15 protein-coding genes are annotated in these 16165 nt (G+C 40.6%); 3 read left to right on the forward strand and 12 right to left on the reverse strand.

What is annotated here, in order from left to right:
• Positions 1-46 precede the first annotated feature (46 nt).
• From parC to ACLIJJ_RS00230, 5 genes are all read right to left on the reverse strand, one after another.
• Positions 47-2482: a DNA topoisomerase IV subunit A gene (gene parC / locus ACLIJJ_RS00210; RefSeq protein WP_411410406.1), complete on the reverse strand. Its 2436-nt coding sequence runs from the start codon at positions 2480-2482 to the stop codon at positions 47-49.
• A complete protein-coding gene (gene parE / locus ACLIJJ_RS00215; RefSeq protein WP_237942292.1) occupies positions 2479-4458 on the reverse strand; it encodes a DNA topoisomerase IV subunit B in 1980 nt (659 codons plus the stop codon). The genes parC and parE overlap by 4 nt, the downstream gene beginning before the upstream one ends.
• Before the next feature lie 511 nt (positions 4459-4969).
• Positions 4970-5383 (reverse strand): CoA-binding protein, encoded by a 414-nt coding sequence (locus tag ACLIJJ_RS00220; RefSeq protein WP_233313823.1) that lies wholly within the window; start codon positions 5381-5383, stop codon positions 4970-4972.
• Between the two features lie 91 nt (positions 5384-5474).
• Positions 5475-5822 carry a hypothetical protein gene (locus tag ACLIJJ_RS00225; protein ID WP_233313822.1) on the reverse strand — a complete coding sequence of 116 codons (348 nt, stop codon included), beginning with the start codon at positions 5820-5822 and terminating at the stop codon, positions 5475-5477.
• 108 nt (positions 5823-5930) lie between these two features.
• A complete protein-coding gene (locus tag ACLIJJ_RS00230; RefSeq protein WP_233313821.1) occupies positions 5931-6239 on the reverse strand; it encodes a hypothetical protein in 309 nt (102 codons plus the stop codon).
• Positions 6240-6414: 175 nt separating this feature from the next.
• On the opposite strand from ACLIJJ_RS00230, the gene ACLIJJ_RS00235 reads away from it, so the two are divergent.
• Positions 6415-6909, forward strand: coding sequence for a L,D-transpeptidase family protein (locus tag ACLIJJ_RS00235; RefSeq protein ID WP_233313820.1), 495 nt, complete (start codon positions 6415-6417; stop codon positions 6907-6909).
• A 6-nt stretch (positions 6910-6915) separates the two neighbouring features.
• Here ACLIJJ_RS00235 and ACLIJJ_RS00240 read toward each other — a convergent pair whose 3' ends face one another.
• A complete protein-coding gene (locus ACLIJJ_RS00240) occupies positions 6916-7536 on the reverse strand; it encodes a nitroreductase family protein (RefSeq protein ID WP_237941441.1) in 621 nt (206 codons plus the stop codon).
• A gap of 131 nt (positions 7537-7667) precedes the next feature.
• The gene (solA, locus tag ACLIJJ_RS00245) at positions 7668-8801 is read right to left on the reverse strand and encodes an N-methyl-L-tryptophan oxidase (protein WP_233313818.1); all 1134 of its coding nucleotides are present in this window, start codon (positions 8799-8801) and stop codon (positions 7668-7670) included.
• 198 nt (positions 8802-8999) lie between these two features.
• On the opposite strand from solA, the gene ACLIJJ_RS00250 reads away from it, so the two are divergent.
• Entirely contained in the window at positions 9000-9311 is a 312-nt protein-coding gene (locus ACLIJJ_RS00250; RefSeq protein WP_411410407.1) for a hypothetical protein, read from the forward strand.
• 79 nt (positions 9312-9390) lie between these two features.
• Complete coding sequence (locus ACLIJJ_RS00255; RefSeq protein WP_411410408.1) at positions 9391-9894, forward strand: spore coat protein; 504 nt, start codon at positions 9391-9393, stop codon at positions 9892-9894.
• A gap of 62 nt (positions 9895-9956) precedes the next feature.
• Here the strand turns inward: ACLIJJ_RS00255 and ACLIJJ_RS00260 are convergent, their stop codons facing one another.
• From ACLIJJ_RS00260 to ACLIJJ_RS00280, 5 genes are all read right to left on the reverse strand, one after another.
• Complete coding sequence (locus ACLIJJ_RS00260; RefSeq protein WP_411410409.1) at positions 9957-11429, reverse strand: sodium:solute symporter family protein; 1473 nt, start codon at positions 11427-11429, stop codon at positions 9957-9959.
• Complete coding sequence (locus ACLIJJ_RS00265) at positions 11426-11620, reverse strand: DUF3311 domain-containing protein (protein ID WP_233313814.1); 195 nt, start codon at positions 11618-11620, stop codon at positions 11426-11428. The genes ACLIJJ_RS00260 and ACLIJJ_RS00265 overlap by 4 nt, the downstream gene beginning before the upstream one ends.
• Positions 11613-12821 carry a M20 family metallopeptidase gene (locus ACLIJJ_RS00270; RefSeq protein WP_251646041.1) on the reverse strand — a complete coding sequence of 403 codons (1209 nt, stop codon included), beginning with the start codon at positions 12819-12821 and terminating at the stop codon, positions 11613-11615. Before ACLIJJ_RS00270 ends, ACLIJJ_RS00265 begins: the two co-directional genes overlap by 8 nt.
• Positions 12822-12836: 15 nt before the next feature.
• Positions 12837-14141 (reverse strand): Zn-dependent hydrolase, encoded by a 1305-nt coding sequence (locus ACLIJJ_RS00275; protein WP_411410410.1) that lies wholly within the window; start codon positions 14139-14141, stop codon positions 12837-12839.
• Between the two features lie 152 nt (positions 14142-14293).
• Positions 14294-16063 (reverse strand): helix-turn-helix domain-containing protein, encoded by a 1770-nt coding sequence (locus ACLIJJ_RS00280; RefSeq protein ID WP_237941445.1) that lies wholly within the window; start codon positions 16061-16063, stop codon positions 14294-14296.
• Positions 16064-16165 lie beyond the last annotated feature (102 nt).

Consider the following 16165-nt stretch of genomic DNA (forward strand, 5'->3'; position numbering starts at 1 on the left):
GGAGGAAGAAAAAAATCCTTCACCATTTTGGTGAAGGATTATCTTTTTAAGATTCTACCGGTTTTTTTAACCAAGCTAATATAACTTTGCCTGCATCAGATTCATCAATGACAAATGATCCGTTTGAATAACGGTCATTGAATCGGATTGATTCCACCTGCACTTCTTCGACTAGTCCTTTTTCTGTTTGCAGATGAACGGTATCTGCTTTACCTGCAATAAACATGCTGACAATGCGATGTGGATTAGCTTTAAGCTCTCTCAGCATCACAACGCCGCGTTTCGCTCTACCGCCATTCTCAAATTCTGCTAACTTCATTTTCTTCACAGAACCACGCTGTGTCATAATAACAACCGATTCATTGGCTTCATCCGTAATGATTTGACCGGAGACAACATAGTCATCTTCTTTTAAGCTTATGCCTTTCACACCAGCTGCCCTTGCTCCGACAATATTGACTTCTTCTTCATGGAAGCGAAGTGCATAGCCGAAATGAGTGGCGATGATAACACCTTTATTGCCGTCTGTCACTACGACATCGACTACCTCGTCTTCCCCTTTCAGATTTAGTGCAACAAGAGGCTTGCTGTAGCGCTGTGCTTTATAGCTTGTCAATTCGGTCTTTTTCGCCATGCCATTTTTCGTGAAGAACAGCAAATACTTGCCTTCCTCAAAGCTCTTAACTGGTATTGCATGAATAATGCTTTCATTTCTATCGATTGGAATAATGTTAGAAATATGCTGTCCAAGATCCTTCCAGCGGATATCTGGGAGCTCATGGACTGGGCAATATAAATAATTTCCTTTATTCGTAAACAGCAATACAACTTCAGTTGTATTAACATCCAATTTAGCTAAGATACGGTCTGAATCCTTCATGCCGAAGTCCTGACCATTACTTGCCGCATAGGAGCGCTGGCTAGTCCGCTTCACATAGCCTTCTTTTGTTACTGTTACGATAACATCCTCACTGCCGACAAGAACTTCGAGGTTGATTTTGATTTCCTCAATTTCAGCCTGAATCGCCGTTCTTCTGTCAGAAACAAAGCGTTTTTTAACATCTTTCAGCTCTTTTTTGATAACAGCAAGAAGTTTTTTCTCACTGGAAAGAATCGCTGTCCACTCTTCGATTTTCTTCGCCAGTTCTTCTGCTTCTGCAGTAAGCGCCGTGATATCCGTATTTGTAAGTCTGTATAGCTGCAAGGACACAATCGCTTCCGCTTGAGCTTCAGAGAATTGGAAGGATGCAATTAAATTATCCTTCGCATCTCGTTTATCCTTAGACGCACGGATTGTGGAGATAACTTCATCTAAAATAGACAGTGCCTTTATCAGACCATCAACGATATGCTGTCTTTCTTTCGCTTTTTGCAGATCATATTGCGACCTTTTTGTCACAACATCCTTCTGATGCTCAATATAAGCATCCAATAGCTCAATAATGCCCATCAGCTTCGGACGTTTATTATGAATGGCAACCATATTGAAGCTGTAAGTAATTTGCAGATCTGTATTCTTGTATAAATAATGGAGAATACCAGACGCGTCTGCATCTTTCTTCAGCTCTATGACAATGCGCAAGCCTGTCCGGTCTGTTTCATCACGGACCTCTGAAATCCCTTCGACTTTTCGATCAAGCCTGATTTCATCCATTTTCTTCACTAGATTGCTTTTATTTATTTCATAAGGTATTTCTGTTACGACAATTTGCTGTCTCCCGCCGCGAATATCTTCAATATCCGCTTTGCCTCTGACAATAATTTTGCCTTTGCCTGTTTCGTAGGCTTTTTTAATACCGTCTACCCCTTGAATAATGCCCCCTGTTGGGAAATCAGGGCCCTTGATATGCTTCATGATATCTTCTACGGTTGCTTTTGGGTTATCCATTCTTTCGATAACACCATCAATCACCTCACCTAAGTGATGGGGTGGAATGTCTGTTGCATAACCAGCCGAAATCCCTGTTGAACCGTTCACAAGCAAGTTCGGGAACTTTGCCGGCAGAACAGTCGGTTCTGTTGATGTGTCATCAAAGTTCGGAATGAAATCGACCGTTTTTTTATCAATATCCTTCAGCAGTTCTGATGATATTGCAGAAAGTCTTGCTTCTGTATAACGCATTGCCGCAGGAGGGTCACCATCAATACTTCCGTTATTACCGTGCATTTCAATTAGCAGATTTCTGACCTTCCATTCCTGGCTCATCCGCACCATCGCTTCGTACACAGAGCTGTCTCCGTGAGGATGGTAGTTACCGATAACGTTACCGACTGTCTTCGCAGATTTTCTGAAGTTCTTGTCATGAACATTACCATCAACATGCATCGCATATAAAATCCGACGCTGAACCGGCTTCAAGCCGTCGCGGGCATCTGGCAGCGCCCGCTCTTGAATGATGTATTTACTATAACGTCCAAAGCGATCACCGAGAACGTCCTCTAAAGGCAAATCACGAAATTGTTCCGTTGAACTTGAACTCATGATTCATCCCCCTCCTCTGCAACCACAATATTTTCATTTTCTAATATATTGCCTTCCTCTTCGAGTCCGAACGCAACATTTGACTCAATCCATTTCCGTCTAGGTTCTACCTTATCACCCATCAGTGTTGTGATGCGGCGTTCCGCTCGTGCGATATCATCGATCTTAACACGGATTAATGTTCTTGTTTCAGGATTCATCGTTGTATCCCAAAGCTGATCTGCATTCATCTCGCCTAATCCTTTATAACGCTGTAGCACATAGCCCTTACCGACCTTTTTGATAGCGTCCTGCAGGTCATCGTCGCTCCATGAATACTCAATAACCTCTTTTTTTCCTGAGCCTCTGCTTACCTTGTATAACGGCGGTAGTGCGATATACACTTTTCCTGCTTCCACAAGCGGCTTCATATAACGATAGAAGAATGTGAGCAGCAGCACTTGAATATGCGCGCCATCCGTATCAGCATCTGTCATGATGATAACTTTGTCATAATTGGAATCATCGATATTGAAATCCGCTCCGACACCTGCTCCAACCGCATGAATAATAGTGTTGATTTCTTCATTTTTAAAGATATCAGACAGCTTTGCTTTTTCTGTGTTGATAACCTTACCTCTTAATGGCAGAACGGCTTGGAAGCGTCTGTCTCTTCCTTGTTTAGCAGAGCCGCCTGCAGAATCACCTTCAACTAGATACAATTCGTTTTTCTGCGGGTTTTTTGACTGTGCCGGTGTCAGCTTGCCTGATAGCACTGTTTCGCCGCGCTTTCTTTTTTTGCCGCTTCTGGCCTCTTCCCGAGCCTTTCGCGCCGCTTCCCTTGCTTGGTATGCTTTAATGGCTTTTTTGATTAGCAGTGTGCTCGTATCAGGATTTTCCTCAAAGAAGTAGGAAATATGCTCGGAAACGACTGCATCGACAGCGCTTCTTGCTTCACTTGTACCAAGCTTGCCTTTCGTTTGTCCTTCAAATTGCAGAAGGCTTTCCGGTACGCGGACAGAAACAATCGCAGACAAACCTTCTCGTATGTCTGATCCGTCTAAGTTCTTATCTTTATCCTTAAGCAGGCCGACCTTGCGGGCATATTCATTAAACATTCTCGTCATTGCTGTCTTGCTGCCCGCTTCATGTGTTCCGCCGTCCTTTGTGCGGACGTTGTTAACGAAGGAGAGAACATTTTCTGAATAGCCGTCATTAAATTGGAAAGCGAATTCTACTTCAATCCCGTTGCTTTCCCCTTCTAGGCTAACAACCGGGTGCAGAGTATCCTTCTCTTCATTCAAGTACTCAACGAAAGCTTCAATTCCGTTGTCATAATGAAAGACAGCATGGACATCATTGCGCTCATCTATTAATTCGATTTTAAGTCCTTTTAATAAAAAGGCTGACTCTCTCAGCCTCTCTGAAAGCGTTTCAAAATTATAAGTAGTTGTAGAGAAGATGGAAGGATCCGGCTTAAAGTGAATAGTCGTGCCAGTTTGATTTGTTTTGCCTAGCTTTTCAAGCGTAGTAACTGGCTTTCCTCCATCTTCAAAACGCTGTTCATAGATAAAACCGTCTCTTTTTATTTTAACGACAACCCACTCGCTCAAGGCGTTGACAACTGACGCACCTACACCATGCAGACCGCCGCTCGTCTTGTATCCGCCTTGTCCGAACTTTCCGCCTGCGTGCAGGATCGTAAAGATTACTTCAGGTGTCGGCTTGCCGATTTTGTGCATCCCTGTCGGAAGTCCTCTTCCTTTATCCTGTACACTGATAGAATTATCTTTATGGATTTTTACAATGATTTCTTCACCGAATCCGGCTAATGCTTCATCGACAGCATTATCTACTATTTCATATACAAGATGATGCAACCCTCTTGAATCTGTGCTGCCTATATACATACCGGGACGCTTTCTTACAGCTTCCAGTCCTTCCAGCACCTGTATGGCATCATCGTTATAGTCAAATGGTTGTTGATTTTTCGCCACAGACATACCCCTTTCACCTCAAAAACACGACATATTATCTTTTTATGTAGCATGTCGAACAATTGTTTATGTATTCGTCTATAATTTCATTTATCCTCTTTGTTTGCAGGATTATTTTTTCTTTATCTTTTTGCCATCTATAGTGGACGAAGCACACTATTTTATGCATTTGATAAAAAAACACTAAAATTAGAACGTTTGTTCTTATCATATAATAGCAGCATTTTTTCTACAAGCATATTGATATATCGAGTTACTCACAAAATAATCGATTAAATTCAATATTAAACCAAGAAAGCTAAAAGAGAAAAGCTTTTTTTAATAGGTTTCGTTTATGCATCTTAATTATGTTAACACATATTTCTTATAAAAAAAACGCTAACTACCGTTTCTCTGACGGGCTATCCTCATAATAGCGCAGGGAGAAAATAAAAAAACGGATGCAAATAAGGTGCTTTTAAGACCGCTTCTTATGAGGGTCAAGTTACCTTATTGCATCCATATTTTATAGTTATTTCGTTAGAGCATGTTCTACTTTAATACAGCGGTCCATGATAACCGTATAGCCTTTTTCTTTTAAAGAGTGAAAAGTTTCTTCATGAACAAGTCCTTGCTGTGCCCAAAAAACATCAGCATCGATTTTTTCAAATTCCGCCGCAACTTCTGGAAGAAATTCAGATCTTCTAAATACATTGACAATATCAACATGTTCTTTAATATCTGTCAGGCTTTTATATGCTTTCATTCCTAAAACTTCATCTACTGTAGGATTGACGGGGATGATGCTATAGCCTGCTTTCATCATGGCTTCTGCAATCATATAAGAAGTTCTTTCTGGATTATCACTTAAACCGACAACTGCGATTTTTTTTGCCTTTTTTAATAGTTTGCCGATTTCTTCCCTGCTTGGGTTTTCGATTGCCATAGTATTGTTCCTCCTTTAATTAACCTTTATTTCTACTTTTATACTAGTGGACGTGTATCTGTTGATGCAACTAATATGAACTAGGCTTTGCTTACTCTGATTCCTTATCCTTGTCCTTTTTTTCCTTCTTTTCAGGCATTGCTCTGTAGATTTGCGTATGCATGCTGTTTTGTTCTATATTTTGCAAAAAGAACTCACCAATCAGCTTTTGATAGTCTTCATCCTCATTCATCTTTTTGCCTTGCAATTCCATTTCAGCCAATCCTTCGTACTCCGTTAAAAGGGCATATGTATGATCATTGCCTGAGATAGGCGTCAATATTTCTACTTTGTGTGAGTAATTTTCATTACTAAACTTTTTCAGCTCACGCAAATTTTCCAATCCTTCTTTGAATTTATCTTGCTTGAGTGAAAATGTTTGATATACATAAACGGTCATTTTTAAATTACCTCCAAAAAGTCAATTATGATATATTAACATTCCCTAAACAGCAAAAAAAATTCTAATCAATAACTAAGGAGCAACTGCTGTGCTCCTTAGTTATATTTATCTTTCCAATGCATTTAAGCGCTGATTAACTCTTTGCAAACTGCGCTCAAGCTGGTCAATATCTCTTTGCTGCTGGTTATTCTCCCGCTCTAGCTGATTTATTCTCCGTTCCAGCTGATCAATACGGCGATCCTGAGCTTCAATCCGTCTTTCTAACTGATTAAGCCTCCGCTCAAACTGTCTCCACTGTGGCTGTTGAAAAAGCTGTGACAGCTGGATTTGTCTGTTCGGATCTTCGTAATATCCTTGCGGGTATTGGTAATCATATTGAGTTTGTGGATAAGCGTAATTTACATAAGGGTACATATAGGCAACTCTCCTTTTTTTATGTCACCCATAAAGTATGCAAACTTCTTTTTTAGTGATATAGGCAAATGCCTAAATTGCCGTTTGTTAACTTGGCTTTTTTCATGGGACTATATATTTTTTCCTGACGATAGTCATATAGTACCTTAAAAGACGTAAAAACGGAGGCAAATCGATGAACCATATTGTTAAGCCCGGGGAGACTTTAACCCAAATCTCAAAAGACTATCGCATTCCATTAGCCAGTATATTAACAGCAAACCCAACAATCCAGCCAAACAGCATCTTCCCCGGACAAATAATCATCATACCCGGCTTACCGTCCCCTGAGAGTATTCCTTATCGAATAGATGTTTCGATAGGTAATAAAATATTGCGCTTGTTTAGAGGCGGTGTTTTGCAAAAGCAGTATCCGATTGCAGTAGGCAGAATGCTGTTTAGCACACCTGTAGGCAATTTTGTTATCATCAATAAAGCGCCGAATCCTGGAGGTCCATTCGGTACAATGTGGATGAGTCTTTCTAAAGAGCATTATGGTATCCATGGTACAAATGATCCTAGCTCCATTGGCAAAGCTGTATCAAGAGGATGTATTAGAATGCAAAACAAGGATGTGGAGGAATTAGCAAGCATTGCTCCTATTGGCACAGCTGTAGCCATTCATCCATAAACCTTATTAAATATAGTCTACAAATTCACGGACTGGCTTTCGGTATCCGCGCGGCTGTCTGCTGTCTGTTTTCTCCTTGCCAATGGTAATCATCAGCACCACCTCTTCCTGATCGGGAATCTGCAGTATTTCACGAACCTGCTTGTCATCAAATCCAATCATCGGGCAAGTGTCCCAGCCTTGATTCTTTGCTGCGAGCATAAACAGCATGGCAGAAAGTGAAGCATTACGAATTGCTTCTTCTTTTTGGAAGGTGTCACCTCTGTCTTCATAAAAGGAAGTTGTATCCTGAACTAAATGGTCATATTCCTGCTTGTTTACAATTCCGAGCATCTGCAGACCTTCATAGATTTCTGGTGCTTGTTTATAAGCAAGTTTGTTCCCAACTACCAATATAACAGCAGCAGCGCTTTTTACTTTGTATTGACCGTTTGCGGCATTTCTTATTTCAGCTTTTTTCTCATCATCTATAACGGCAATATACCTTGTATGCTGTAAATTAAAAGCAGATGGTGCTAGCTTAACCGTTTCAAAAATACTATTTAACTCTTCTGTTGAAATCGGGTTTCCTTCCAAAAAGTTGCTCGCAGAGCGTCGTGATTTAACTAGATCTAAAAATTCAGCCATGATTTGTTTCTCCTTCGATTTTATCTTCATTTGATATATCTTGAATTAAAGATATATTAAATGAAGTCCTTTGTAAAGCTTTTTACTTCCTGTTTTGCCAATAAAAAAACTGCCATTAGAGGCAGCTTTTTTTATGAGAAGCGTTTAATAGAAAAAGGTGAGATATTATATTCTGTCTTCCCCTTTGTTGCTAAGTCACTTAAAATTTTCCCGACCACACTGCTGAATTTAAAGCCATGGCCTGAAAAACCTGCCGCAATGGCGACATTGGCGTAATCAGGATGAAGATCAATTATAAAGTCTTCATCAGGTGTCAATGTATATGTGCAAGTTTTGCCAAACTTCAGCTCATCTGTTAATGGCATATAAGTGGAAAGAAACTGCCCTACATCTCCCTCATCCTCGGCAAGCTCACCAAATGGGCTGATTGACTGGCCTGGTTGTATTTCAACACCGCCGCCGTCATGTCTGCCTATTTTCAAACCAGCTTGTTCGATGCTTGGAAAGCCGTAATACATGCCTTTTTCCGTTTCAAAGGAAAAGGCCGGAAAGTTTTCACTAGAATAAATGGTTTCATCAGCATGGAACCAAGCAAACGTCTTCCTTGTCGGTTTTAATGGCAGCGTTAAACCTAGAGTAGCTAACAGCTTGCCTGCTGATGCGCCGCCGCAAATGATAAGAGCGTCTCCATAATAGTTATTGGTTGCCGTTTTTACGATTGCCTTCCCATTATCCATCTGCAATTCTAGTACTTCTGTATATGTAAGAAGATCTGCTCCCTTTTTAATAGCCTGCTCTTTATATGCTTCAATACAAGTCTCGCTTTTAAGCACTCCTGACGATTTTTCAAAGCAGCCGATATAATCAGCCGGTAGCTTAATGCCAGACCACCGCTCCATTACTTCACTTGCTTGCAGCACTTCCACTGGCAGGTTATATGTTTTCGCGCTATATATTATGTTTTTCATAAATGGTGAATCTGCTTTGCCGACATTTAATACACCTGTCTGCAAAAACAGCTGCTTGCCTGATACCTCTTCAAGCTCGCCCCAAAGCTCCTGTGCTTTTAACGCCAAAGGAACATACTCAGCACCTTCCCCGTATGCATGACGGATAATTCTTGTTTCGCCATGGTGGCTTCCATGTGCATGAGGAGGGTCATAGGCATCAATTAACAATGTCTTTTTTCCTTGTTCCGCTAAATAATAGCCTGCTGCCATCCCCATGGAACCGGCACCGATGATAATCGCATCATATTTTGTCAAAATATTTCCTCCTTCTCTTCCCCTAAACGTTAACTCTCTTTTTTTATATAGCCAATCATACCATTGTTGCACAGCTTGAAAAATAAAAATTTTCTAATAAGAGTTAATAATTGGGCTTCTTCTTAAAAAAAGTAGATAAGCTCATTAACAGCAAGCCGACATACCCTATACAGAAAACTCGCAACGGAAGGTGATTACATGCAATTTGGACCATATCAACCTAATTTCCCTTGGGGGCAAGGTCAACAAAGCTATCCATACGGCGGCTGGCAGCAAGGTCAGCAGAACTATCCGTTTGGTGGCTGGCAGCAACAAGGCTATCCATACGGCGGTTATCATCAATATCCTGGAGGGTATTATCAAGGTTTTCATGACGATTATCCATACGGATGGCATAAACCCCACCAAGATTGGCATAAGCCATACTACCCGCAAGATTCATGGAAAAAAGGCTACCATCATCCACAAGGTCATTGGGATGACTGGCATAAGCAATATCCACAAAGATAGTCACGATAAAAGAGGTGAGTGATCTCCTCTTTTTTCTATCTCACACTAAAAAAAGAGGAAGCGTCATTTAAGGAGGATCATGAGAATGGAACATAACGAACGTCCGCAGCATTTAGCATGGCATGAAACATTAGAAATACATGAATTAACAGCATCACAATCAGTAGCATTAATGAAATTGAAACTCGCACTTCCAACGGTGACAGACCCAGAACTAAAAAGGCTGTACACAAAGGCTATTGAAGGTTTAACAGCTAATATAAAAGACTTGCTTGAATTCTATCCGTTAGCACCGAGAGAGGAAGACGAGGAAGAGGACTTGCGCAATCAAGCATTAACACCTTTTCTGGCAGGAGATTTGCTTGGTCTATTTAAATCAAGTGTCAAAAATTATGCGGTTGCCATTACTGAAACAGCTACACCTGAATTAAGAAAGGTGTTAAAAACACATATAAACAAAGCGATTGATTCACATGAGGAAGTATTCCACTATATGTATAAAAAGGGGTATTACCCAGCTTATGATTTAAAGAGTCTGCTGCAAAATGACGTTAATCTTGCCAAAAAAGCGCTTAATAAATAGTCATTCGTTTTAGATGTGAAAAAAGTAAACACCCCTCTTATAAGGATAAGAGGGGTCTGTTATTATGCTTGATTAGATTTCGTTTTTAATACTGCCACTGGTCTTGTTGCCAATGATACAACCGTAAGGACAACTAAGTTAATAATCAAGGCAATAATACCAACGTTGAAGTCCTTAATTGCTTGCGGCAAAAATGGGAACAATGTTCCGACAGTCGTGCCTGAAACTGTCACATAAGTAACCGTGGCAACACCTGCGATAATACCAGAAAACGCTCCTTGTTTCGTAACAAAATTATGTTTCATTAAGCTGAACAATAAGGTCGGAAACAATTGTGTTACAAGGCTGTATCCCATTAACAGCAAAGCAACAAGCGTTCCGCCGCCATTAAATGTAACGATTACGGAAATGAGTGCCACAACAGGTACAAGATAACGGGCCATGCTTGTGACTTGCTTGTCTGTTGCACTTGGTCGTAACACTTTATAAACGTTTTTCGCAAGCAAGGTTGCTGCTGCCATAAGAATCATCGAGCCAGGAACAAGAGCAGTCAAAATACCTGCCGCACCGATAATTCCTACCACCCATGGATCAAATGTCTGGATAGACAAACGAAGCAGTGCTAAATCCGTATCTGCTCCAGTTAATGTTGGCACTTGCAGAATCGCTGCAAAGCCTACGAAGAATACGAATAAAAGGACTAATTGATATAATGGCATGAAAATAGCATTTTTTCGGAAGGCTTTCTCTCCTTGAGAGGAATAAATGGAACCGAATGTATGCGGCCACATATAAAAGCCTAATGCTGTAAGTAAAACAGTTGTTACAAACCAAGAAGAGCTTTGTCCTGAATCAGGCAATGATAAAAAGCCTGCCTTCGCTGTGTCAATTGCTTCAAACATTGGCTGAATCCCGCCATAATAATGGTGCGGAAGATAAATTCCCAAAAATAAGACCACAACAAGAATAAGAATATCCTTCGCAACAGCAGTCCACGCAGAGCCGTGAATACCTGAGACCATTACATAGACGGTTACAACGATAATGCCGATCCAAATCGCCACAGTTGGTGAAATATGGCCATAAGAAGCCTCTGATACAATAATTCCAAGCCCTTTCAGCTGCAGAACAAAATAAGGAATCATCGCAACAAACCCTACAAGCGAAACAAGAATTCCTAAATACGGGCTGTTGTATTTGCTGACGAAAAAGTCTGATTGAGACACAAGCTTGTTGTCTTTTGCGTAGCGCCAGATTTTCGGCAGCAAAAAGTATGACATAATATAAGCAAGAGCACCGTATGAAATAATATAATAGGTTGGGCCGCCTTTACTATATGCCCAGCCGCTTCCTCCAAGGAAGGTGAAGGTTGTATAAATTTCCCCTGCCATCAGCACGAATACTAAAACGGAACCGAAGCCTCTTCCTCCTACAGACCATTGTTCTAAATCCATGTCTTTTCCTTTTTTTGCCCGAATACCTAAAAAGATAGATAGTAGCATCGTAGCAAAAATAATTACTAATGCAGCATTCATTCTGTTTCACCTTCTTTATTTTTTGGATCGATTTTATAGATAATTGCCATAATGACAGATGTCAGGACTGTCCATAATACACACCAAAACAGCAGAAATGGCATTCCTAGTACGTATGGTGTCACTTGATTGAATACATAGGCTCCGCCCAGCATGAAAACGAACGGAATCAGCGCCAATACTTTAATCATTTGCTTCCCTTCCTTCTGCTGCTTCTAACAGCTTTAATGCACTGTAAACAAATAAGTTTACGCCCTTTTCAAGGGAGTCTTCATCGATTTCAAAGCGGGCATGGTGATGAGGAAAGTCAGCCCCTTTTTGCGGGTTTCCGGCACCTATATAGAAGAATGATCCTTCTGCTACTTGCTGGAATGCAGAAAAATCTTCTCCGCCCATATTTGGCTTCATTCTGTCGATCGCATCGTTGCCATACACTTCTAACACTGTTGCTTCTAACACCTCTGTAACGCGGGCATCATTGATGACAGGTCTGTAGCCGAACTCATATTTAAAGTCGTAAGTCGCTCCATGTGCGTCCGTAATACCTTTGATGACTCTTTCCATTAGCTTTGGAACTTCCTTGCGCAAGTCTGGATCAAAGCTGCGAACTGTTCCGCATATCTCAACAGAACCTGGAATTACATTATGCGTTGTGCCTCCGACGAACTTTGTCACAGACAAAACGAGATTATCAAGAGGATCTGTGTTTCGTGAAACGATATGCTGCAGGTTTGTGACCACTTGAGAAGCAATCGCAATCGAATCAACTGTTTGATGAGGAAGAGCAGCATGTCCTCCTTTGCCGTTGACATTAAGATAGAAGGTATCAGGTGATGCCATCATCGGTCCATAAACGATTCCGATTTTGCCGATTTCAAGTGGAGACCATAAATGGGCGCCAATTACTGTATCAACCCCGTCCATTACTCCTGCTTGGACCATTTCCTCTGCTCCACCTGGGAACAATTCTTCTGCATGCTGGAATAACAAACGGATTTCTCCTTCGATATGGCTTTTAAGGGAGGATAATACCTTTGCTGCACCTAAAAGCATGGCTGTATGTCCATCATGACCGCAAGCATGCATCACGCCAGGATTTTGGGAAGCATATTCACTTTCGTTTTCTTCTTGTATCGGAAGTGCATCCATATCAGCGCGAATGGCAATAACTTTGCCAGGTAGAGCTCCGATAATTCGGCCAACTACACTGGTTTTTGTCGGGCGGGTTAGTTCAATATTGCCAAATGATTTTAATTGGTCATATATATATTGAGACGTTTTTTCCTCTTCAAAGCTTAATTCTGGATGTTGGTGAAGATGGCGGCGCCATGTGACAACCTCTTCCTTCACTGCATCTATGCTTGCTTGTATAAAAGATTTTGTTGCTTCCATTATGTATCACTCCTTTTAGTTTTCATCCAGGCTTTCAATCATGTTTTTCAATACATGCACAGATTGAACACAATCACTAAGCGTTGTCCATTCCTCGGGATTATGGCTAATCCCTTTTCTGCTGCGAGCAAAAATCATCGCAGATGGTACATGCCTTCCTAGAACCATCGCATCATGACCAGCACCGCTTGGTAAAAAGTACGGCTTAATGGCCATTTTTTGCAGTGATTGCTCAAGCAGTTCTTTTATGTCATCTTGTACGAGCATCGGTGAAACTTTCAATGTTTGTTCAAACGTAGTCTTGATTCCATAGCTTTCGGAAATAGCTGCAGCTTTTTCAATTGTAAGAGCAACAAGCGCATCTACTTTGTCTTCATAAATGTCACGAATATCAACAAACAACTCAACTCTGCCGGGAATAACATTGACTCCATTCGGATGAACATGCAGCTTCCCGACTGTCGCAACCGCGGTGGAGCTTACCATTTTAGGCAAGGCAGGAATTGCCGCAAGAAGTTCACCTGCTGCTACTAACGCATCCTTTCTGTCATCCATCGGAGTGTTTCCTGCATGGCCGGCTTCTCCTGATAAAGTGATTTTCAGCCAGCTTGGACCTGCTATTCCCGAAACAATTCCGACTGGAAGATTCTCTTTTTCGAGCCGTTTTCCTTGCTCAATATGGACCTCCACATATGCTTTGATTTTAGATAAGTCCCGTTTCGCTTGAAAGAATGTATCAAGTGACAAGCCGTTATTTTCAATAACTGTTTGAAAATTGGCTCCCTCGCTGTCAACTAAGCTGAGTTGATTTTCAACATCTATGTCACCAGTCATTGCTCTGCTTCCAGTCAGACCGCCATTAAATCTTGCTCCCTCTTCATCTGAGAAGATAATCACTTCGTATGGATGAGTCGGTTTGAACCCAGTTTCCCGCCATGCTTCCACTACCTCTAACGCCGCAAGAACACCTAACGGCCCATCAAAATGCCCCCCGTTTGGAACACTGTCAACATGGGAACCAGATAGAATTGCTGGAAGCTCCTCGTCATTACCTGCCAATCTGCCGATGATATTGCCAGCTTCGTCTTGTTTGACAGATAAACCTGCCTCTGTCATCCAGTTAGCAACAAGCTGTTTTGCTAACTTTTCCTCTGCAGAGAAACCGATTCGGTAAGAACCGTTTTCGTCTGTCAAACCAATCTTTGATAATTCATACAGCCTTTGCGCTATTCTTTTACCTGATATGCCCCCATGATCAAGTGTGTGATCATAGTCAGATAACAGAAGTTCGTCCAGCCTGCTTGCTGCTGTTGTATCCATGCTGTACCCCCTCATAATATGTATCATTATTTAGAAATTGTAGAATAGTTTGACAATTATTAATATATCTAAAGCAGACAAATTAATCGTAAGCTTTTTGTCTGCTTTAGATAATGCATCTTAAAAAATAGCGAATTTTTACAACTTTTAGACTAGTGTTTGCCGATGCCTTTCTTTAAATAGTCAAACAAATAAATAGCAAGCTGCAGTTCAAACATTTCCTTGCCTTCAAGGTGTATTCCTAAAATCTCTTTCACGTTTTGCAGTCTGTACTTAATCGTATTTAAATGCACAAAGCACTGCTTCGCTGTTAACGTCATATTTTGTTTATTCTCCATATATACCGCTAATGTAGACAACAAGTCAGTTCCATTTGTTTTATCATAATCAATTAGCGGACCAATCGTGCTTTTTACATATTCACGAATCTCTTCTGGCTCCTGTTTAATAAACAAGCGATAGATGCCAAGCGATTTATAGGAAAGCACTAGTAAATCCTTACTGTTCGTTTTAATATAGTCGGAACAAATCTTTGCTTCTCTGTAGGAGCTTTGAATCTCCTTAATTTTTAAGAATAGCCTGCCGATGCCGACATGGAAGTCAAAGGATATACTTTCAACAAGTTTATCCTTTAACCCATTAAAGAATAGGCTAAACAGTTCTGTTATTTCCTCTTCTGTTTTTCGGTCATGAATCATAACTAACACATCATATTCCATGTTCTTTTCCGAAACTAATACTTTGTAGGGCAGCTTTTTGATTTCCCGAAACAATAAACGATGAAAATGCTGCTTCTTTCGATTTAATTCCTCAAACTCAAGGAGCTGGTTAGGAATTTGGATATTAATGCATATATATCGATAGTTGTCAGACAGGCCGACAATGCTTTTTTGCGGTCCGGAAAATGAATCCAGCTTCTGACTTAAAAGCTGATCTAATAAGTACCCCTCATATTTATAATAATCAGAGAGCAATCTTTCCTGGCCGATAATTTCCCGCGCGAAAATATTATTGGCAAGGTCAATAGCAAGCAAGTCTAGTGTATCAAGAGAAGCTCGTTCGACGTTAAAGATTGCCAGAATGCCAATAACAATTCTGGCATCTGTTTTAATGGGAATCAGCTTTATTCTCTCTTCTTTACAATACAAACTCCCCTCATTTTGCACCTCATCATTATAAACAGTCATAATCACGTTTCTTTTAGCCGTCCCCATTGCCTCAGCCTGTGTCGAGGAAGAAGAAATAATCTCAAAAAACTCATTATAAACACAAACCTCTTCTTTAATAAGCTGTGTGAGCGTGCCTGTAATTTCTTCTAGACCTTTTTGGTTGATCGAAGCGGTAGCCAATTCAGCATGAATTTTCTTCGATCGCTCTGTATCAGCAAAAAATTTTGCATTTTCAATCGCAATACTGGCCTGTGCGGCGAATGTTTCGAGCAGGAGAAGATGATGGTTTGTGAAATGCACGTTTTCAGAAAAACTGTCAATCGTCAATACACCAATACATTCCTCTTTAGATAATAGGGGAGCACAAATGGTACTGACAGGATGATAGCGGAATGCGCCAACAGCCTTTTGAAACAGACTTTTATTATCACCTCTAATATTCTCCATCCCTCTCTCTGTTTCTTTTACATGACTGAATATTTGTCCTTTTTTGCTCAAGAATGTTTTGCCTGTCATGCCTTCCCCAGGATGAAGTTTAATTTCCTGCAAGTATGCTAGTTCAACTCCGACACCATTTTTGGCTATAAGCCTGCCTGTCCGTTTATCATATACAAACAGCAATATAGCATCTGCACCATCTATTACATTTAACGTTTCTTTAATCAGCTGCTGGAGCACCTTGTCCAAATCTAATGTAGATGTTAAGACTTGCGCAGCATTTATTAAGCTCAGTAATTGTTTGTCTTTATTCATGATGATGTATCCTCCAACCATAGCGCTAACTTTGTAAAGCACTAGTTCCTTCTATTATTTTAGAATACATATAGGTTTTCTTACAATATGCTGTTAAAGTAA

This window comes from Niallia laureatilytica, assembly GCF_046613985.1.
GTDB lineage: Bacteria > Bacillota > Bacilli > Bacillales > Cytobacillaceae > Niallia.